The following is a 19,819-nucleotide window of genomic DNA, read 5'->3' on the forward strand; positions in this document are numbered from 1 at the left end:
ATGCGGGTTAGTCCCCTGCGGTGCTCTCATAATGCTGTTAGTGGCTCGTTGTCTACTGTCCCTTAGGGAGCGTTCTCAATTATGCCAGCCAAATGATTGATGACACCAAACAGAGCATCGAGAAGTAATTTCTGGCCAGGCGCTCGTAACGAGTAGCAATGCGGCGATAGCGCTTGAGTTTCAAAAAACATCGTCCAACCAGATTGCGCTCTCTGTAAAGCCCCTTATCGTAATCGCGTTGTTCCTTGCGGTGATGGCGAGGAGGAATCACAGCCCGGCTGCCCTGACTTTCAATCCGTTGAATAAAGGCATCTGAATCGTAGCCCTTGTCAGGCAGGACATAATCCGCAGAAAACCCAGCAATCAAGCACTCTGATTGCCCATATTCAGATGCCTGACCATCGGTGAGAAGCCGTCGCACTGGATTACCAATACTGTCAACGGCCAGGTGGATGGCCAGGTGGATTTTGGTGCTTAATCCACCTCGTGATTTTCCCTGGGCTTCCTGATCACGATCGTTTTTTTGAGGCACCGTGTTGATGAACCCGGACAATACTGCCGTCCACCATCAAATATTCCAGATCCGGTTGATCACTCAGCGCTTCAAAGACCGCTTTCCAAACCCCCTTGTGTGACCAGCGATTGTAACAAACATACACCCGGTGCCAGTGACCAAACTCCGGTGGCAAATCCCGCCAGGGAGACCCGGTTCGGGTAATCCAGAGGACGGCTTCGACAAATTGGCGATTATTCTTTGCGGTGACACCGCAATCCGTGGTTTTTCCAGGAAGCAGATGCTCGATGCGTTCCCATTGGCTATCCCGAAGTACGTTTCTATTCATCTTGGGCAAATCGCGAAAACGCCGAGAAAGTTAATTGAGAACATTCTCTAGTGCCTAACGAGCCGTATGCTTCCATCATTCGGGAAGGCTTTGAAGGTTTAGCCTCTGGGCGCTTTCAAACGCTGTCGGAAGTGATGTATTTCTTTGAGCAGTTCCCAGAATACCCACGCGGCAGTGATGGGCGTGTGAAAGTTCAGCGCGTTAAAGAAACGCTGAACCGGCCTATTTACGCTGGTTACATTGAGCTCGAACGCTGGGGAATTTCACTTCGTAAAGGGCAGCATGAACCCTTGGTGAGTTTGGAAACCTTCAAGAAAGCGCGGGACAGATTAGCCGGGCGAGTTTACGTGCCCGCTAAGAAAAACATCAGCGAAGATTTTCCGCTGCGTGGTTTTGTAACCTGTGCCGATTGTGGCAGCCCCATGACGTCGGGATGGTGCAAAGGGAGGAGCGCCAAGTATCCGTATTACTTCTGTCGCAAGAAAGGCTGTGAGAGCTACGGAAAATCCGTCAAGCGTGATGTGGTCGAAAACGAGTTCGTCGAGCTTCTGAAGACGATCACGCCAGCCAAATCAGCACTGGATGCTGCCGCCAAAATGTTCGATGACATCTGGAAAGCCAGAAGCCAGCACCGCCGAAATTACGCCCAAAAACTCAAAAACACCCTGAAGGACTTAGATAGAACCATGGATTCCGTAGTGGATATTATGGTGAACACATCATCGCCCAGGGCGCGTCAGGGCTACGAAAACAAGCTGGAATCACTGGAGCAAGAGAAGCTGGTTTTAGAGGAGAAAATCCGTCATTTCATGGCTGAACAGGCTGATCAGACACAATCTGTTAGAACCGCCCTCGAATTTTTAGAAAACCCGCATAAACTCTGGGCTACAGGGGAGTTGGCTAACCAAAGAGCTGTTTTAAAGCTGGTATTTTCAGAGCCGCTAGCATGGAAACGAAATGAGGGAGTTAGAACTGCAAAAACCACCTTACCTTTCAAGTACTTAGATGATTTTTCATATCCGAGAAATGGAATGGTGCCCGGAGGCGGAATCGAACCACCGACACGGGGATTTTCAATCCCCTGCTCTACCGACTGAGCTATCCGGGCAACGTCAACTAACACCTGAACGGTACGGCTTGATGTAACGTGCTGTTCGTTGAGTGGCGCGTATTAAACCGCTCTCATGTTTTTCTGTCAACTGTATTCTGGCGATTATTTTTCAGAACTTTCAGGCACATAGCCGTCTGCCTGGTCGAAGTCGGCGCCGGAGAGGAATTTCCCGCGCTGTTCGGTCAGGTATTTGCGTGCTGCCTTGTCCATCATGTTGAGGTGTTTTTCGTTAATCAATCGGGTTTGGTGGGTGGTCCATTCTTCCCAGGCTTTGGCTGATACGTTGTTGAGGATGTCTTCTCCGGCAGGGCCAGGGAAGGGGGCGTTCGCCAACGCTGGCAGTGTTTGCTGGTATTTGCGGCAGAGTACGGTGCGGCTCATGTGGCGTTCCTTGTATTGGGCGGTGGTTCAGAGGCTGGATTGCAGCAGTTTTTTTACCGGTGCGGCCAGGCCCAGTGCGCTTGGGCTGCGGGGATTGTACCAATGCTGTTCGGCTTCGCCTATTTGTGCCGTTGATCTGGTCAGGCTGATTTCTACCGGGTGGATGTGCAGGTGGTAGTGGCTGAAGGTGTGGCGGAAGCTGTTGAGTTCTTGTGTGTGTTCTGCCGTGTCGCCGAAATGGGTGCTTAGCCATTGTTCGGCTTGTGCCATGGAGGGGGCTTCCGGAAAGCTCCATAAACCACCCCATATACCGGTTTGAGGGCGTGGTTGTAACAGGTATTCGCCTTGTGGGTTGCGCAGCATCAGCATCCAGGTGTGTTTTTCCGGTTTGTCTTTTTTGGGTTTGCTGTTGGGGTATTGGGTAGGTTTGCTGCTGGCGTGACCTCGGCATTCCGGTTGTAGCGGGCAAATGCCGCAAGCTGGTTTGCTGCGGGTGCAGAGGGTGGCCCCCATGTCCATCATCGCTTGGGTGTATTCGCGGTGGCGGTGTTGCGGCGTCAGGCGTTCGGCAATGTCCCAGAGCCGGTTTTGTACTGTGGTGGTGCCGGGCCAGCCTTCGACGGCGTAAAAGCGGGTGAGAACCCGTTTGACGTTGCCATCAAGGATGGCGGCTCGTATGTCCATGCTGATGGAGACGATGGCTCCGGCAGTGGAGCGGCCAATGCCGGGTAATTCGGACAGTTGTTCGACAGATTGGGGGAATTCGCCGTTATAGCGTTCGACGATCTGTCTGGCGCAGGCGTGCAGGTTGCGACCTCGGGCGTAGTAGCCGAGCCCGGTCCAGAGGTGCAGGACATCGTCTTGTTCGGCTGTTGCCAGCGCTTGTACGTTGGGGAAGCGTTCCATGAAACGCTCGTAATAGGGAATAACGGTAGCTACTTGGGTCTGTTGTAGCATGATTTCAGACACCCACACGCGGTAGGGGGTGATGTCTTGTTGCCACGGCAGGTGTTTGCGCCCGTGCAAGTCGTACCAGTGGAGAATGGTGTCAGCGAAGGCGGTGGTGGTCAGGGCAGATGTCATCAGCGGGAATCATTATTTCAAGGTAGCGGTTTGTGCCTCGCGGAGAAATAACTGCAGTTGTTGCAGGGTTAGCGGTCGGCTGAAAAGATAGCCCTGACCTTCATCGCAGAGGTTATTTCGCAGGAAGTTTACCTGATCTTCGGATTCAACACCTTCAGCAACGACGATGATTCCAAGTTTGTGGGCCATGGCGATGACGGCTGCGGTAATGGCCATGTCATTGGTGTCATCGGGGATATCGAGGACGAAGGATCGGTCGACCTTGAGTACTTCGATCGGTAAGCGCTTGAGGTAGGCGAGTGATGAGTAGCCGGTACCGAAGTCGTCAATGGCAAAGCGGACGCCGATCGCTTGCAGGCTGGCCATGGTGGCAATGGCACTTTCGACGTCGAGCATCAAGGTGCTTTCGGTGATTTCCAGCTCCAGGTTGGAGGGTGACAGCCCGGATTCTTGCAGCACTTGGCTGATAACGGTTTCAAGGTCGGGAGCGGCAAATTGTCGTGCCGACAAGTTGACGGCAATACGGGCGTTTTCTGGCAGCGCCCCCGACTGTAGTAGCGCTCGCATTTCGGTGCAGCTGCGCTCCAGTACCCAACGGCCAATGGCGAGAATCTGTCCGGTTTCTTCGGCTACGGGGATAAATCGGTCTGGCGAGACGAAGCCTTTTTCCGGGTGGTGCCAACGGATCAGCGCCTCTACGCCGGTGGTGTGGTAATCCCGCAGGCTGATTTTGGGCTGATAGGCCAGTGTGAACTGGTTTGCTGTCAGCGCATCGTTAATTTCCTGTTCCCAGCTCAGGTGTTCAAGAATCGAGCGGTTCATGTCTTCCGAGAAAAATTGGACGTTGTTGCGGCCGAGTTCTTTGGCGCGATACATGGCCAAGTCGGCGTTTTTCATCAGTGTGTTGGGATCGCTGGAATCCTGTGGGGTCAGGGTGATGCCGATGCTGACGGAGGTGGTGATGTCTTGGCCCTTGATGCGGATTGGACGACTCAGTGCTTCGAGCAGTTTTTCGGCGACGGTCAGTACATCGGATGTATGGTTGACATCGGTCAGCAAGATGGTGAATTCATCGCCACCAATGCGGGAGACGGTATCTCTATCACGCACGCAGTTGCTGAGCCGTCTGGCGACTTCTTGTAGCAGTAAGTCACCTGCATCGTGGCCCATGGAGTCGTTGATACGTTTGAACTGATCCATGTCGAGAAACATCAGTGCCAGGGTGGAGCGGGTTCGTTGGGCAGACTTGATGGATTTGGCCAGCCGGTTTTTAAACAGTCGTCGGTTGGCGAGGCCGGTGAGGGCATCGTAGAAGGCCAGATTTTCCATTTGCAGCTGGGCCGATTTCAGCTCGGATATGTCAGATATGGCTCCGAGGTAGCCAATGACTTCACCATCGCGGTCATTCAGGGAGCTGGCCATCAGGTGAATCCATGTCTGGGTGCTGTCGCGATGAAGCAAGCGCAGATCCATGGCAATGCTTTCCTGGTAGGTCGTTAACCGTTGCCAGGCGTCACGCAGGCTGTCGAGGTCGGCCGGAGCGATGCAGCCAAACCAGCGCTCGAGTTCTGGCAGGTCGCCATGCATCTGGTGAATTTCTCGCCAACGCTGGTTGACGTATTGCAGTGTTTGTTGGGTGTCTACCTGAAAAATACCCACTGGTGAAAAAGTGGCCAGTTTACGGAAGCGGGCCTCATTTTCTTTTAAGGCGGCATGCTCGCTTTCGATGGTGTGTAGTAGTGAGTTGAACAGGTCAACCAAAGCACCCAGTTCGTCGTCGGTTTCCCGTGTTGCGCGGATGGAATAGTCCTTGTCTTGTGCGATACGCTTGAGTGTTGCGTAAAGGTCGTGTAGTGGACGTAAGATCAATTCTTTCAGTCGTGAAGAGGCGAAAAATCCGAGCAGTAAGGCGAGGGCGGAAATGACGATTGAAAAGGCACCAAATTGCTGCAGCCGCTTGTTGAGTGAGTCGTTGGTTGCCTGAATTGTCAGGGTTCCAATGACGTTTTTGTTGTACTGAATGGGGAAGACCCATTGCCTGGGGTCGTTGCTGTCTGGATGTCCTTCAAGCGGGCAGCTTTCTGCTGAAGATGGGCCATCGCGCAGGTAGCTGATGAGCAGATGGTTGCTGATATCGTAGATGCAGCCACTCAGAATGTCGCCGTGGGCGCTGAGTGAGCGAATGGTTTCTTGCAAATCATCGATGTGGCCCGCTTTGATTTCATGCGCACTATGCCGTGCCATCATGCTGCCGAGCGTGGTCAGCTGGCGCTCGCTGTCCTGGCGAGTCAGGTAGTATTCCAGCCAGGTGAATGTAATGCTTGAAAATATCAATGTGAGGGTTGTCGTCAGCAAGGCGACGATCACCAGCTTGCGCTTCAGGCTTTGTACCTGCAGTTGCATGTGTTTCTCAGCTCGCTTGGGGCGGTTACGTGATGTTGTCCGCATAAGATAACATCATAGTATGTACCATAACCCGGATTATTGCCGGATCTGATGTGCTTGCTTGAGCTCGGAAACAGGGAACTGGGGAGGGCTGGGAGCTGTGCTGTTACAGCCCCCGGTGGCGCTATTCTGCAGTCGAGTTTTGCAGGGCAACCTGATCGGCTTCCTTCTGTAACTGCGTCAGCAGTTCGTTCATGCGGGTGGTGGCATTGCTTGGGTTGGTGCCTTGCAGGCGTTCGGCCATTTGATCACGGTAGGTCTTGACCATGCTCAGGCCGGAGACGACAGCATCGTACACCCGCCATTGGACGTCGGCTTTTTCCCGGTAGAGTTTGAAGTCGATAGGGATGGTGTTGCCGTTGGTCTGGGTCAGGTGTCCCTGAACAAATGCCTTGTCACCTTCCGGATTGATACGGGCTTCTTCAAATTCCAGCTTTTCACCACTGAATGCCTTGAAGGCACCACTGTAGGTGCGAATTTGCAACTCACGGAAACGGTCAATAAATTCTTGTTGCTGGTCGGGGTTGGCCAGTCGCCAGTATTTGCCCAGTGCGCCTTTGGCGATTTTTTCCTGATCAATGGCAGGAACGATGTACGACATCACGAGTTCGCGTACTACGGTATCGGTGCGTTGTTCTGCTGGGGTCTGGTTCAGTTTATCAATCAGTCCGTTGGTTGCTCGAGTGACCACTTCCGATGGTGTTGGAGCGGCCCAGACAGCGAGGCTGAAAAGCAACGTGGAAATGGTGGTCAGGAGTCGAAGCATGAGTGAGTCGTCCATTGGTGTGTGGGTTGGCTACAGGCAACAGATCAGGTTCTGATTACTTGTGCAGTATGTCGTGCCAGGTGTCACTTGTGTAGCGTCCATTGCTTGAAAAGATTGTTGCCTCTGGTGGCTGAAAGTATTTTCTGTGGTGGACTGTAGGCTCGTCGTCGTCAATTTAGGGGTTCTCTACGGCTGCCATATCCAGGCCGATTCGGTACGTTTGAAACCCCGTTTTTCCAGCGCGAGTACCAGTGTTTCCGGGGCTGTATTGATACGGATGGTGATTTCCTGATCACTGGCCCAACGTTGCAGCAGGTGTATTGTCTGATGCATAACCCCCCGGCGCTGCGTGATACTTCTCACTGCGGCGTTTGATAACGTAACGGTCTGGTGATTCCGGGAGACGAGTATAACGCCGATGATGCGGTCGTTAAATCGCGCTGCGATAAGCCAACCCTGCTGTTCAAAATGGTGTTGTAACGCGGGCGATAGTAATTGCTCGTCGGTCGTATCGGCCTGAATCTTGGCGATATCAGCCCAGTCGGCAGGGGTGGGCTGGTTGATATGTTCGAGTTTGACGGGCACTTGAGGCTCCCTTGGGACTGAATTGAGCGGCAACGTTGCTGTATTTGGACGCTGGTCGAGGTTTCATGGAGGTTTTCCACCGCGCCCTTTATAATGGTTTCCTTTTTCTTTGGCGATAGTTTGGAGCATTCCATGGCCCGCACGGCAACGGTCGAACGTAATACCCTGGAGACCCGGATCCGGGTGTCTGTCAATCTCGACGGTACTGGCAAAAGCCAGTTTGATACCGGTGTGCCGTTTCTGGAGCATATGATGGATCAGATTGCCCGCCATGGCCTGATTGATCTGGATATTTTTTGTAAAGGTGACCTCCACATCGATGATCATCATACGGTGGAAGATATCGGCATCACTCTGGGTCAGGCCTTTGCTGAAGCCATTGGCGACAAGAAAGGTATCGTCCGTTATGGCCATAGTTATGTGCCGCTGGATGAAGCGCTGTCGCGGGTGGTGATCGATTTCTCCGGTCGTCCGGGCCTGAGTTTCAATTGTGATTTTACCCGCGCTTCCATTGGCAAGCTGGATACCCAGTTGTTCTGGGAGTTTTTCCAGGGCTTTGTTAATCATGCCAAGGTCAGTTTGCACATTGATAACATCAAGGGTTTTAACGCCCACCACCAGGCTGAGACGATTTTCAAGGCGTTTGGTCGGGCGCTGCGGATGGCGATTGAAATGGATCCTCGTATGGCGGGCGTTATGCCATCCACTAAAGGCACTCTGTAATATTCTCCTGTAAGGAAATGGTTTAAGTGACTAGTAAATTGTGTGCGGTGATCGATTACGGCATGGGCAATCTGCATTCCGCTCATGGTGCATTGCAGGCAGTCGCGCAGGATACCCGAGTGCTGGTGACCAGTGATCCGGAGGTGATTCGTTCGGCTGATCATGTGGTGCTGCCGGGGGTGGGTGCTATTCGCGATTGTATGGCTGAGATTCGTCGTCAGGGCATTGATCAGGTCGTGGAAGAAGCCCGTAAAACCAAACCGCTGTTGGGTATCTGTGTTGGCTTGCAGGCGATGATGGATCGTTCGGAAGAAAACGGCGGGGTGGATTGTCTGGGGTTGTTGCCGGGCCAAGTACGCTTTTTTGGTAATGATTTGGTCGAGAACGGCGAAAAGCTGAAAGTGCCGCATATGGGCTGGAATCAGGTAAAGCAGGTTGCACATCCGCTCTGGCGTGGCATTGCGGATAACAGCCGCTTTTATTTTGTTCATTCTTATTATGTGCAGGCGCAGCGTCCGGAGCAGGTGAAGGGCCATGGCCACTACGGCGTTGATTTCGCTGCTGCGATGGCTGAAAACAATGTGTTTGCGGTGCAATTTCACCCGGAAAAAAGCCATAACGCCGGTCTGGCCTTGTTAAAGAATTTTCTCGACTGGAATGGCCAGGCCTGACGGACTGGTTTCCTCACTGAATTAAGGTTTTCCTCATGCTCGTAATACCTGCAATTGATTTGAAAGATGGCGAATGTGTTCGTCTGCGTCAGGGTCGTATGGACGATTCTACGGTGTTTGGTGATAACCCGGTGGAGATGGCTCGACGCTGGGTGAATGCAGGCTGCCGTCGCTTGCACCTGGTCGACCTGAACGGTGCGTTTGCCGGTGTCCCGGTGAATGGTGGTGCGGTGACGGCTATTGCGAAAGAGTTTCCGGGCCTGCCAATTCAGATTGGTGGTGGTATTCGTACGCTGGAGACGATCGAAGCCTACGTTAAAGCGGGCGTGAGTTACGTGATTATCGGCACCAAGGCGGTGAAAGAACCTGCGTTTGTGAAAGAAGCCTGCGCGGCTTTCCCAGGCAAGGTCATTGTGGGTCTGGATGCCCAGAACGGCTTTGTGGCGACCGATGGTTGGGCCGAAGTATCGGAAGTCAAAGCGGTGGACTTGGCTAAACAGTTTAAGCACGACGGTGTGTCTGCCATTGTTTATACCGATATTGCCCGTGACGGCATGATGCAGGGCGTAAACCTGGAAGCGACTGTTGAGCTGGCTGTGGAAGGGGGTATTCCTGTTATTGCCTCTGGCGGTGTGACCAATATCGAGGACATTCGCCACCTGTCGATGGTGGCAAGCAAGGGTATTTTGGGTGCGATTACCGGCCGGGCCATCTATGAAGGCACGCTCGATGTTGCCGAAGCTCAAGCGCTGGCTGACAAGCTGGCCGCTCGCTAAGCGGCCTAATTCAGGAGAGTTCCCATGGCATTGGCCAAACGTATTATTCCTTGTCTGGATGTCGACAAGGGCCGCGTTGTAAAAGGCGTGAACTTCGTTGGTATTCGGGATGCAGGCGATCCGGTTGAGATCGCCAAGCGTTATAATGATCAGGGCGCGGATGAAATTACCTTTCTGGATATCACGGCCAGTCATGAAGGCCGTGAAACTACGGTGCATATGGTGGAGGCGATTGCCGAGCAGGTGTTTATTCCGCTCACCGTGGGCGGGGGTATTCGCGAGCTGGATGATATTCGCCGGATGCTGAATGCCGGTGCCGATAAGGTCTCGATCAATTCAGCGGCGGTGTATAACCCGGAATTTGTGCGTCAAGCCTCGCAGAAATTTGGCGCTCAATGCATTGTTGTGGCAATTGATGCCAAGCAGGTGGGTGATAACCATTGGGAAATATTTACCCATGGTGGTCGCAAGCCAACGGGTATTAATGCCGTCGAGTGGGCTGTTAAAATGGCCGAGTACGGTGCGGGTGAAATCCTGCTGACCAGCATGGATCGGGACGGCGTAAAATCCGGTTTTGATCTCGGGGTTACCCGCGCCATCTCGGATGCAGTGAATATCCCGGTGATCGCTTCTGGTGGTGTGGGCAACCTCGATCATCTGGTGGAGGGGGTTAAACAGGGCAAGGCCGATGCGGTCTTGGCAGCCAGTATTTTTCATTTTGGTGAGTATACGGTGCAGCAGGCCAAGCAGCATATGGCAGCGGCAGGGATTGAAATGCGTCTAATTGATTGATCTTTAGTCAATCACGGTCGTTTTTTGATGCTTATATAGGCATAATTCCAACAGTCTTTTTTGAACTCTGCAACAATGCCGATGGATTGATCTATGCCTCGTGTTGGACGACGTACTGGTGTGTTTGCCAGCATTCTAGGATATCTGGCAATCGGTGCGATGTATTGTCAGGCAGATGCACTGGATAGCTTTGAGCCAGAGTTACCGGTGGTGTTGAGTCCGGTGCGTCTGCCGCAGCCCTTGTCTGAAGTACCGGCCAGTGTGACGCTGATTACGGCTGAGCAAATTCGTCTGTGGGGTATCCAGCGCCTGGTCGACGTCTTCCAGTATGTTCCCGGTATGTTTGTGGCGCAGGAGCTGGATTCCAACCAGTCTGGTGTGGTGTATCACTCGGGCGATCTCTCCCTGTCGCGTCGCCTGGAAGTGCTGGTGGATGGGCGTTCAGTGTATCGTGCCACCTTCGCCAGTGTGGATTGGGATCAGTTGAATATCGCGCTTGAGGACATCAAGCGCATCGAAATCACTCGAGGCCCCAGCGCCTCTTCGTACGGTATGAATGCGTTTCAGGGGGTAATCAATATAATTACCCGTCATCCTGCCGACAGTCGCTCGCTCAACCTCTCTGCTTCGCTTGGGTCTGAATCCCGCCGCCGGGCCTATTTGTCTACGGCCTATGATATGGGTGGCTCCCGTCAGCGATTAAGTTTTTTTGGCTACAGCGAAGGAGCCAGCGGCGGTAACCACTACGAAGCTTGGGACAAGCCGGATTATGATCGGGTTGACGGACTGAACTGGAGCGGTGCCAGTGACGTATCGGCTAATACTGAATTGCGTTGGCAAGCGGGCCGGCAACGGCTGCAGCGTAATATTCTGGCCGATGAAAACTTTCATGAGGCGTCGCCAGAGCATGAATCGATTACGGATTTTATGTCAGCGACGCTCAGCAGTCTTGAAAATAGCCGACACGAGTGGAAACTCAAGGCTTATTGGCAGTCGGAAAACCAGGAAAAGTCCTATCGGGCATGTACGACAACCCTTGCCTTCGATCCTAATCTCAGCAGCCTCTTCGGGTTGGATGCTGAACTGGCGAAAGCAATTGCCTACGGTGTATTGCCGCTACTGGACGAGCAAACCTCGACTTCTGAGAGGGACAGCATCGAGCAGTACTATCAGGCGTTGGCGTATGGCCTGGTTGATGCTTCGTCGCTGCAGAGTTATCTGGCGAGCCAAGGTGTGGATACGGATGTTTCGGCAGAAGAGTATGCGTTGGCGCAACAGGTGGTCGCGACAGCTGTTGGGGTAAACAGTCTGGATCAGGCAACTTGTGGTCGAGGCGATTACGATATTTATGAGCAGCGGCTGGAAGTTGAATTTGAAGATACGGTCTGGTGGAGCAGTCAGTTACGCTCAGTTCAGGGCTTGATGTATCGCCGGGATGAGGTCAACTCCCAGGCGTTTTTTAATCGGGTGCTGACTCAGAGCAGCCTGATGGCCTTTTCCAGCATTGAATATCGGCTACGACCGGACTGGTTGACCTTCTTTTCGATAACTGCAGAGTATCAGTCTGATAATGAGGTTAATTTCTCCCCCCGGTTGGCGGTGACGCATCTCTTGACTCCGAATCAAAGCCTGCGTTTCCAGTATTCCCGTACCCATCGTTCACCGGATCTGGCAGAGCAGCATCTTGATGCGACTGGGGCGGTGACGCAGTTGTCTGGCAATTACCTCGGGCTTGAGAGCGGAGAGCTGTTTCTTTCCGTTAACGCCGATGCCTGGAACAGCAATCTGAGTGGTGAAGTAATTCATGCCTGGGAGCTGGGGTACTACGGTGCTTTTTTTGATCCTCGACTCTCCGCAGATATCAAACTGTTTCACGAGCGTATGTATCAGCTGATTGAAGGGCAGGTTAATTTGCTGGATGGGTATCTTGATGATTCCAACAGCATGAAGTTGATGGGTCTGGAATGGCAGCTGGACTGGCGACTGGCTCAGCAGCAACGGCTATGGCTGGTCGGTTTGCTGCAGCATCGGGAGTTGAACGAGGGGAGTAGTGAAGGTGTTTTAGGTGCAGAGCGTAGCCTTCGGGCCGCATGGACTTATACCCCGGGTGTGTCGGAGTGGATGCTGGGTGTGGTTCTTGATGAGGGGAATGGTCGTATTGGTTCCCGTTTTGCAGGCCAGCAATTTTATCGTCAACGCAAGTTGCAGAGTCGGTTTGCCCACGATTTTGGCCATACCGGAGTAGCGCTATCTGTTCAGTATGATGCTGATGGTGGCCAGCTTTACTTTGAGCGTACTCCGCGCTGGTTGTCGTGGGTCAGTGCTCACTATCGGCTGTAGCGGGTTTGTGGCCAAGGTGAGACGACCAGCCCTCCAGTGAGGAGGGGGCCGTCGCACCTGTCGCTTAGTACAGCACGCGGGCGCGAATAGTACCTTCGACTTCCTTGATTTTTTCCAGCCCCAGCTCACTGGCTGACGCAGCAACATCGATCACGACGTAGCCGATGTCTTCAACGGTTTGCAGGTATTGGCCGCAGATGTTGATGTCGTTTTTCGCGAAAATACTGTTGATGGCATTCATCACGCCAGGAACGTTTTGATGGATGTGCAAAATGCGGTGTACATTGGCGTTCGACGGCAAAGCGACTTCTGGGAAGTTAACGGATGCTGTGGTTGTGCCTCTGTCGCTGTAGGTCGCCAGTTTTTCGCCTACTTCTTTACCAATGTTTTCCTGTGCTTCCATAGTGGATCCGCCCACGTGTGGGGTCAGGATGACGTTGTCGAATTCGCGCAGCGGGCTGACAAACTCTTCGTTGTTAGAGCGTGGCTCGGTTGGGAACACGTCAATGGCAGCACCCAGCAGTTTTTTATTGCGAATGCTCTCTGCCAGAGCATCGATATCAACCACGGTGCCGCGAGATGCGTTCAGCAGGATCGAACCTTGCTTCATCTGGGCGAGCTGTTCTGGCCCCATCATCCATTTTGTAGACGCAGTTTCTGGCACGTGCAACGAGACGACATCCGACATGCCTAGCAGCTCTGGCAGTGAGCCTACCTGGGTGGCGTTGCCGATAGGCAACTTGGTAACGATGTCGTAGAAATAGACCTTCATGCCCATGCTTTCAGCCATCACCGACAGCTGAGTACCAATGCTGCCATAACCAACGATACCGAGTTTTTTGCCGCGGATTTCGTAGGAGTTGGTCGCCGACTTATTCCAGCCGCCACGGTGACATTGGGCACTCTTTTCCGGCACGCCGCGCATCAGCATGATGATTTCGGCGATCGACAGTTCAGCGACAGAACGGGTGTTGGAGTACGGTGCGTTGAAGACTGCAACGCCGCGTTTGGTCGCGGCTTTCAGGTCGACCTGGTTGGTACCAATGCAGAAGCAACCTACCGCAATCAGTTTTTCGGCAGCTGCGAAGACAGCTTCTGTCAGTTGGGTGCGCGAACGAATACCGATGAAATGAACGTCTTTGATGCGCTCTTTCAGATCATCTTCGGAAATCGATGTTTTCAGGTATTCGATATTGGTATAGCCAGCAGCGTGGAGTGTATCCAGAGCTGACTGATGCACGCCTTCCAACAAGAGGAATTTGATCTTGCTTTTGTCGAGGGAAGTCTGGGCCATTGGGGTACCTTCTCGTGAGGTGCTGGTTCAGGTTGGGGCCTGATGCCATGCTGTTGGTGTGCGGTCGGTCTGTTCGGGGCAAAAGCTCTCCGAAAAACAGGGCGCACATGTTAGCATGTCCGACTTTCAATGTGATCCTCCGTCAACACCTTCAATCCGACGATTCTTCAGGTTGGTGTGACGATTCCTCATATTCCTGGACTGACCATGACACAACTTACTCAAGACGCCCTCGTTGAACGCCTGGCTGCCATTGTTGGCACCGACAAGGTTCGTACTGATGCCGATTCGCTGGAAACTTTTGGCAAAGACTGGACGCGTATTTACGAGCCACAGCCAAGTGCGATTGTCTTTCCGAAAACCACAGAGCAGGTACAGCAGATTGTGTTGCTGGCCAATGAAGCGGGTCTGGCGCTGGTGCCATCGGGTGGTCGTACCGGATTGAGTGCCGGTGCCATGGCAGCCAATGGCGAAGTGGTAGTGTCGTTTGACTATATGAATCAGATTTCTGAGTTCAGCGCCGTTGACCGCACGGTGAAATGTGGTGCAGGGGTGATTACCGAGCAGCTGCAAACCTATGCGGAAGAGCAGGGGCTGTTTTATCCAGTGGATTTTGCCTCTGCTGGCTCCAGTCAGATTGGTGGCAATATCAGTACCAATGCCGGTGGAATCAAGGTGATTCGTTACGGTATGACCCGTGACTGGGTGGCTGGATTAACCGTTGTGACAGGTAAGGGCGATATCGTCCGGTTGAACAAGGATTTGCTAAAAAACAATACCGGTTATGACATGCGCCACCTGTTTATCGGTGGTGAAGGGACGCTGGGATTCGTGACTGAAGCCACTATGCGCCTGGCTCGCCCACCCAAAAATCTGACGGTTCTAGTGTTGGGTGTGCCGGAAATGGCTGCCATTATGAATGTGTTGCACAAGTTTCAATCCGGCATCGATTTGACCGCGTTTGAGTTTTTCTCAGACAAAGCCTTGAATAAGGTGTTGGCGCGGGGAGATGTGCAGGCGCCGTTTGAAACAGAAACCGAGTTTTATGCGTTGCTGGAATTTGAAGCGGAAACTGACGATAAAATGGATGTCGCCATGCAGCTGTTTGAGGCTTGCATGGAAGAAGGCTGGGTTTTCGATGGTGTGATCAGTCAGAATGAAACCCAGGCGGCGAATTTGTGGCGCTTGCGTGAAGACATCTCTGAGACGATTTCACACTGGACGCCGTACAAAAACGATTTGTCAGTGATTGTTTCTAAAGTGCCTGAGTTTTTGCAAGAAGTTGAAGCGGTGGTGGTGCGCGAGTACCCGGACTTCGAGATCGTCTGGTTTGGTCATATTGGTGATGGCAACCTGCACCTGAATATCCTCAAACCGGATGAGATGCCAAAAGAAGAATTTTTTGAGCGTTGTGCAGGTGTATCCCGGTGGGTGTTTGAAATCACCGAGAAATATGATGGCTCTGTATCTGCTGAGCATGGCGTCGGCATGACCAAAAAGCCTTACTTGCATTATTCTCGTTCTGCAGCTGAAATTGGTTATATGAAAGCAATGAAAGCTGCTTTTGATCCAAATAACGTGATGAATCCTGGCAAAGTAATCGATATGGATTGATCTAGCAGGCTGCCGGACTTGGGACAGAAAAAAACGCCGCTTATATAAAAAACGCCGCCTATATAAAGGCGGCGTTTTTATTTCTGGCTTAACGGAATCAGAACAACAGCTCCGGCGTGGCCGTCAGGCCGCTATTGTCACCATCCGCCGTTTCTGAGTAGGAAGGCAATGCCACGTCGGTGGGGACATTTTCTGCGCGAAAATATTCGAAGATAGCATCTTCTTGTCCGGGAGCTGCCAGCAAGCCGGACTGCGGGTCGATACGCACCGAGACAACCCCGTCGGGCTGCTCCAATGATACTTCCTGCTCGGTCTCAAGAGCGACACCCATGTAATCGATCCAAATAGGCAAGGCCGTGGTGCCGCCCAAGGCCCATTTCCCCATGCTTTGAGGTTGATCAAAGCCAACCCAGACGGTAGTGACCAGATTCGGATTAAAGCCGGAAAACCAGGCATCGACCTGATCATTAGTCGTTCCGGTTTTGCCTGCCAAGTCGCTGCGTTCAAGGGCTCTGGCGCGGCGTCCCGTTCCGCGCCGAATAACATCTTTGAGCATATTGACCATCAGGAAGTTGGTGCGCTTGTCCATAATGCGTCTGGCGAGCACCGGTTCTGTTGGCGTTGAAGTATCTGTGGATGCCTGGAGTAAGTTACTGGCGCTTGCTGCCTGCTCAGTTGCGGTTGTCTGGTTCTCACACTGGCGGCAGGCGATTTCCGGAGTAGCGGAGAACAGCTCCAGGCCATCTGCTGTTGTGACGCTTTGTATAAAAAACGGCGTAATGGCAAAGCCGCCGTTTGCCAGTGCCGCGTAGCCGGTGGCCAGCTCTATTGGGGATACCGCCGAAGCCCCCAGAGCAAGGGATAAATCTGCACTGAGTTTGGATTTTGGAAAACCGAATTGAGTAATGTAGTTGACTGCTGTGGCGGGGCCCATCTGCTTGAGAATTCGAATGGACACCAGATTTTGGGATTTATACAGCGCTTGCCGCAAGCGTGTCGGGCCATAAAATTTGCCGCTGTAATTTTCCGGCCGCCAGGTGTTTTCCAGGCTTGAGTCGTTAAATACGACCGGAGCATCATTGATTATGCTTGCCGGTGTGAAGCCATTTTCCAGCGCGGCACTATAGATAAAGGGCTTGAAAGATGAGCCGGGCTGGCGGTCGGCCTGAAGTACACGGTTAAATTGATTGCCGGATTGGGAGAATCCTCCGACCAGAGATTGAATGGCCCCATTATTTGGATTGATGGAGATCAGGGCGCCTTCTACTTCTGGAGGTTGGGCCAGAAACAGCTCGCCGTCCCGGTCTTCAAACCAGATTTTCTGGCGACTGCTGAGTAATTGCGAAGGGGTGGTGGGTTTTTTGCCAATAACGTTGACGTTAATGTACGGTGCCGCCCATTGCATCCCGCTGAATGGTAAAAAACGGAAGCCTTCAGCAGTCACCATCCAAGCGCCATCTGTTTTTACGTCGGCGATGATTGCCGGTACCAGCCGGTTTTGTGGTTCCTGGTTGCGGAGTTGTTGTTGCCAGTTTGAAAAGGTTGCGGGCCAGTCAGTTGCGGGGTCGGCCGTTGCTGTATCGAACCAGTCGGGTGAGTTGTCTGGCGCTGGCAATGTTGAGGTTCTTGCGATTGTATCTGCAAAGCTGGGTTGCTGGCGGTATCCGTGCGCTCTGTCATAGTTCAACAGCCCTTGTTGCAGCGCCTGGGTGGCTGCTGTCTGGCGACGAGCATCTATCGTCGTGTGGACAACGTAGCCATCGGTGTAAGCATGATCGCCATATTGGTCGACCATGTACTGGCGAACCATTTCTGCAACGTAAGGGGCTGTAATCTCGCTGGTGGCACCGTGATAGCGAGCGGTGATCGGCTCCGCTGCGGCAGTTTCAAAATCAGGCTGGCTGATCATGCCCAAGCTCACCATGCGTGCAAGGACGTAGTTACGCCGACTAATAGCCCTGTCTGGACTATTGATGGGGTTGGCTGCAGACGGGGCCTGGGGCAAACCTGCGATCATTGCGGTTTGGGCAAGACTTAATTCGTTTATGGATTTGCCGTAATACACCTGAGCGGCAGCCTCAATACCATATGCACGTTTACCCAGATATATTTTATTGATGTAAAGTTCAAGAATTTCCTGTTTTGTGAGCGTCTTCTCTATTTTTATTGCCAATAATATTTCGGTAAATTTTCGGGCAAATGATTTCTCGCTGGACAAATAGTAGTTTTTGGCCACTTGCATCGTGATGGTGCTGCCGCCAGATTTCTTTCTTCCAGTGCGAATCAGTTCCAGCGTTGCTCTTAAAAGTCCTTTAACATCAATGCCGTAGTGTTCATAAAAGCCGTCGTCTTCGGAGGCGAGCAAGGCGTTGATAAACTGTTCGGGAATTTGTTCAAAGGTGAGCGGCGTCCGGCGTTTTTCGCCAAATTCGCTGATCAGTTGATTGTCGGCGGTGTATACCCGTAGCGGTGTTTGCAGATCGACATCGCGTAGCTGGCGTGGGTCAGGCAGGGTGGGTGTTAGATAAAGGTATATGGCAAGGCAGGCTAAACCGGTGCCTGAAACGGCACAAACGCATAACCAGATGACGAATTTCAGAATCGATTTGGGTGTGATCATAAAGGTGTTGAAAATTCCTTCGTATGGTCTGTCATCAGCGGTCGCGGCATTATAAGGCTTTTTTGTCCTTTTTATAGGATTGTGCTTATAATGACCGCCCAAATATAGGATTAATCTGAGCTTGTTATCGCAAGTTCTCGATTTTCAAGGGGATTTTGTTGTGCTGGCGAACCTGTTTGGCAAGAAGGGCAAGGCCCTTCTTGGCGTGGACATCAGCTCCACGTCGGTAAAGGTCCTTGAATTGAGTCGTAGCGATTCCGGATATCGGGTAGAAGCCTACGCTGCTGAAACACTGCCTGCGGGAGCTATTGTGGAACAGAATATCCACAATGACGAAGAAGTAGGCGAAGCGATCAAGCGAGCATTAACCAAATCCCGCTCGGGTGCGAAACGTGCTGCCCTGGCGGTGGCCGGTTCTTCTGTTATTACCAAAATCATTCAGATGAGTGCCAATCTGTCAGAAGCCGAAATGGATTTGCAGATCCGTGCCGAGGCTGATCAATATATTCCCTATCCATTAGAAGAGGTGTCGCTGGACTGGGAAGTGCAGCAAGGCCTGGCGGGTAATGATGAAATTGCTCAGGTATTACTGGCCGCCTGTCGTTCGGACACCGTTGAACGCCGCAAGGATGCTGTTGAATACGCGGATCTTGAAGCTGTAGTGGTTGATATTGAAGCTTATTGTACTGAGCGGGCGTTTGAGCTTATTCGTGATCATCTGGAAGGTGACACCAATGAGGCTGTCGCAATTATCGATATTGGTGCGACCATGACCACGCTCAGTGTGCTTCATAATGGTGTATCTATATATACCCGCGAGCAGCTTTTTGGCGGTCGTCAGTTGGTTGACGACATCATGCGACGTTACAGTATGTCTGAACCGGAAGCGGCAGCAGCACGCGACGGTGATGGCCTGCCGAGTGATTATGAAGAAGAGCTGCTGGAGCCGTTTCGGAATGCGGTTGTTCAGCAAATCAGTCGTTCATTACAGTTTTTCTTTTCCTCCAGTCAGTTTAATGAAGTGGATTGCCTTGTATTGGCGGGTGGCACTGCATCGCTGACTGGGCTGGTGGAAAAGGTGCAGGATGACATGGGATTGCCAACACTGGTCGCCAACCCATTTCGGGATATGGCTGTGTCGTCCAGGGTGAATGTCAAGTTACTGAGTAACGATGCGCCCTCATTGCTGGTGGCGTGTGGATTGGCGATGCGGAGTTTTAACTAATGGCCAATATCAATTTATTGCCTTGGCGCCAGGAACTCCGCAAGGAGAAGCAGCAAGAGTTTGTCGGCATCATCGTAATGGTAGCAATCATTGCGGCTGCGCTGATCTGGTCTGTAAGCAGTTACTACGATGGTGAGTTGAGTAACCAACAAGGGCGAAATACTTTTTTGTCTCAGGAAATTGCCCGGCTGGATAAAAAAATTGCTGAGATTAATGAACTCACTGATACGCGCCAGCAGCTGATTGAACGTATGGAACTGATCCAGAATTTGCAGGGTAATCGACCGGTTATTGTACGTTTGTTTGATGAGCTGGCCCGTTCTGTCCCCGAGGATCTTTATTATACCAGCCTGTCCGTTGTTGGCAGTCGGGTCAGTGTTAAAGGTGTGGCCAAATCCAATAACCGTGTGGCAGCGTTGATGCGTAATTTTGATGAGTCGGAATGGTTTGCTGACCCCGCGCTGTTGGGGGTCAAAGCGGTGGCCAACGGCAGCAACGAATTTGAGGTGTCCGTGCGACGGGTAGAGCCTCAATCCAGTGAGGAGCCTTGA

The 19,819-nt window shown here is 52.4% G+C and carries 16 protein-coding genes, 1 tRNA gene and 1 pseudogene; 9 read left to right on the forward strand and 9 right to left on the reverse strand.

Annotated features, from left to right (window positions below):
* Positions 1-79 precede the first annotated feature (79 nt).
* Positions 80-842, reverse strand: a protein-coding gene (locus tag SOJ49_RS00995; RefSeq protein WP_369856363.1) for an IS5 family transposase whose coding sequence is annotated in 2 segments (ribosomal slippage) — positions 80-511 and positions 513-842 — 762 coding nt in all. Because the reading frame shifts where the segments join, the coding sequence is not laid out codon by codon here.
* 134 nt (positions 843-976) lie between these two features.
* Between SOJ49_RS00995 and SOJ49_RS01000 the strand changes: the two are divergent.
* Positions 977-1,333 (forward strand): annotated as a pseudogene (locus tag SOJ49_RS01000) (recombinase zinc beta ribbon domain-containing protein); the annotation flags it as partial.
* A gap of 541 nt (positions 1,334-1,874) precedes the next feature.
* Here the strand turns inward: SOJ49_RS01000 and SOJ49_RS01005 are convergent.
* The 6 genes from SOJ49_RS01005 to SOJ49_RS01030 all read right to left on the reverse strand — a co-directional run bounded on the left by SOJ49_RS01005 (position 1,875) and on the right by SOJ49_RS01030 (position 7,213).
* Positions 1,875-1,950 (reverse strand) — tRNA-Phe (locus tag SOJ49_RS01005).
* Positions 1,951-2,055: 105 nt separating this feature from the next.
* Positions 2,056-2,334: an oxidative damage protection protein gene (locus SOJ49_RS01010; protein ID WP_369856364.1), complete on the reverse strand. Its 279-nt coding sequence runs from the start codon at positions 2,332-2,334 to the stop codon at positions 2,056-2,058.
* Between the two features lie 27 nt (positions 2,335-2,361).
* Positions 2,362-3,417 carry an A/G-specific adenine glycosylase gene (gene mutY, locus SOJ49_RS01015; RefSeq protein ID WP_369856365.1) on the reverse strand — a complete coding sequence of 352 codons (1,056 nt, stop codon included), beginning with the start codon at positions 3,415-3,417 and terminating at the stop codon, positions 2,362-2,364.
* Between the two features lie 12 nt (positions 3,418-3,429).
* Positions 3,430-5,820: an EAL domain-containing protein gene (locus SOJ49_RS01020; protein ID WP_369856366.1), complete on the reverse strand. Its 2,391-nt coding sequence runs from the start codon at positions 5,818-5,820 to the stop codon at positions 3,430-3,432.
* Positions 5,821-5,986: 166 nt separating this feature from the next.
* The gene (locus tag SOJ49_RS01025) at positions 5,987-6,628 is read right to left on the reverse strand and encodes a phospholipid-binding protein MlaC (protein WP_369856367.1); all 642 of its coding nucleotides are present in this window, start codon (positions 6,626-6,628) and stop codon (positions 5,987-5,989) included.
* A gap of 186 nt (positions 6,629-6,814) precedes the next feature.
* Positions 6,815-7,213, reverse strand: a complete 399-nt coding sequence (locus SOJ49_RS01030) for an acetyl-CoA sensor PanZ family protein (protein WP_369856368.1) — start codon at positions 7,211-7,213, stop codon at positions 6,815-6,817.
* Between the two features lie 132 nt (positions 7,214-7,345).
* Here SOJ49_RS01030 and hisB point away from each other — a divergent pair, with 132 nt between their 5' ends.
* The 5 genes from hisB to SOJ49_RS01055 all read left to right on the forward strand — a co-directional run bounded on the left by hisB (position 7,346) and on the right by SOJ49_RS01055 (position 12,515).
* Positions 7,346-7,936 (forward strand): imidazoleglycerol-phosphate dehydratase HisB, encoded by a 591-nt coding sequence (gene hisB / locus SOJ49_RS01035; RefSeq protein ID WP_369856369.1) that lies wholly within the window; start codon positions 7,346-7,348, stop codon positions 7,934-7,936.
* Positions 7,937-7,998: 62 nt separating this feature from the next.
* Positions 7,999-8,607, forward strand: a complete 609-nt coding sequence (gene hisH / locus SOJ49_RS01040) for an imidazole glycerol phosphate synthase subunit HisH (RefSeq protein WP_369858021.1) — start codon at positions 7,999-8,001, stop codon at positions 8,605-8,607.
* Between the two features lie 35 nt (positions 8,608-8,642).
* Positions 8,643-9,383, forward strand: a complete 741-nt coding sequence (gene hisA, locus SOJ49_RS01045; RefSeq protein ID WP_369856370.1) for a 1-(5-phosphoribosyl)-5-[(5-phosphoribosylamino)methylideneamino]imidazole-4-carboxamide isomerase — start codon at positions 8,643-8,645, stop codon at positions 9,381-9,383.
* A gap of 24 nt (positions 9,384-9,407) precedes the next feature.
* Positions 9,408-10,175 (forward strand): imidazole glycerol phosphate synthase subunit HisF, encoded by a 768-nt coding sequence (hisF, locus tag SOJ49_RS01050; RefSeq protein ID WP_369856371.1) that lies wholly within the window; start codon positions 9,408-9,410, stop codon positions 10,173-10,175.
* A 93-nt stretch (positions 10,176-10,268) separates the two neighbouring features.
* Positions 10,269-12,515 carry a TonB-dependent receptor plug domain-containing protein gene (locus SOJ49_RS01055; protein WP_369856372.1) on the forward strand — a complete coding sequence of 749 codons (2,247 nt, stop codon included), beginning with the start codon at positions 10,269-10,271 and terminating at the stop codon, positions 12,513-12,515.
* 64 nt (positions 12,516-12,579) lie between these two features.
* Here SOJ49_RS01055 and serA read toward each other — a convergent pair whose 3' ends face one another.
* Positions 12,580-13,809 carry a phosphoglycerate dehydrogenase gene (gene serA, locus SOJ49_RS01060; protein WP_369856373.1) on the reverse strand — a complete coding sequence of 410 codons (1,230 nt, stop codon included), beginning with the start codon at positions 13,807-13,809 and terminating at the stop codon, positions 12,580-12,582.
* A gap of 207 nt (positions 13,810-14,016) precedes the next feature.
* Here serA and SOJ49_RS01065 point away from each other — a divergent pair, with 207 nt between their 5' ends.
* The gene (locus SOJ49_RS01065) at positions 14,017-15,423 is read left to right on the forward strand and encodes an FAD-binding oxidoreductase (protein WP_369856374.1); all 1,407 of its coding nucleotides are present in this window, start codon (positions 14,017-14,019) and stop codon (positions 15,421-15,423) included.
* 97 nt (positions 15,424-15,520) lie between these two features.
* On the opposite strand, the gene SOJ49_RS01070 is transcribed toward SOJ49_RS01065, so the two are convergent.
* Positions 15,521-18,043: a penicillin-binding protein 1A gene (locus SOJ49_RS01070; RefSeq protein ID WP_369856375.1), complete on the reverse strand. Its 2,523-nt coding sequence runs from the start codon at positions 18,041-18,043 to the stop codon at positions 15,521-15,523.
* A gap of 121 nt (positions 18,044-18,164) precedes the next feature.
* On the opposite strand from SOJ49_RS01070, the gene SOJ49_RS01075 reads away from it, so the two are divergent.
* Positions 18,165-19,268 (forward strand): pilus assembly protein PilM, encoded by a 1,104-nt coding sequence (locus tag SOJ49_RS01075; protein ID WP_369856376.1) that lies wholly within the window; start codon positions 18,165-18,167, stop codon positions 19,266-19,268.
* Positions 19,268-19,819, forward strand: a complete 552-nt coding sequence (locus tag SOJ49_RS01080) for a PilN domain-containing protein (protein ID WP_369856377.1) — start codon at positions 19,268-19,270, stop codon at positions 19,817-19,819. The genes SOJ49_RS01075 and SOJ49_RS01080 overlap by 1 nt, the downstream gene beginning before the upstream one ends.

It is taken from the genome of Candidatus Thalassolituus haligoni, from assembly GCF_041222825.1.
Taxonomy (GTDB): domain Bacteria; phylum Pseudomonadota; class Gammaproteobacteria; order Pseudomonadales; family Oceanobacteraceae; genus Oceanobacter; species Oceanobacter antarcticus.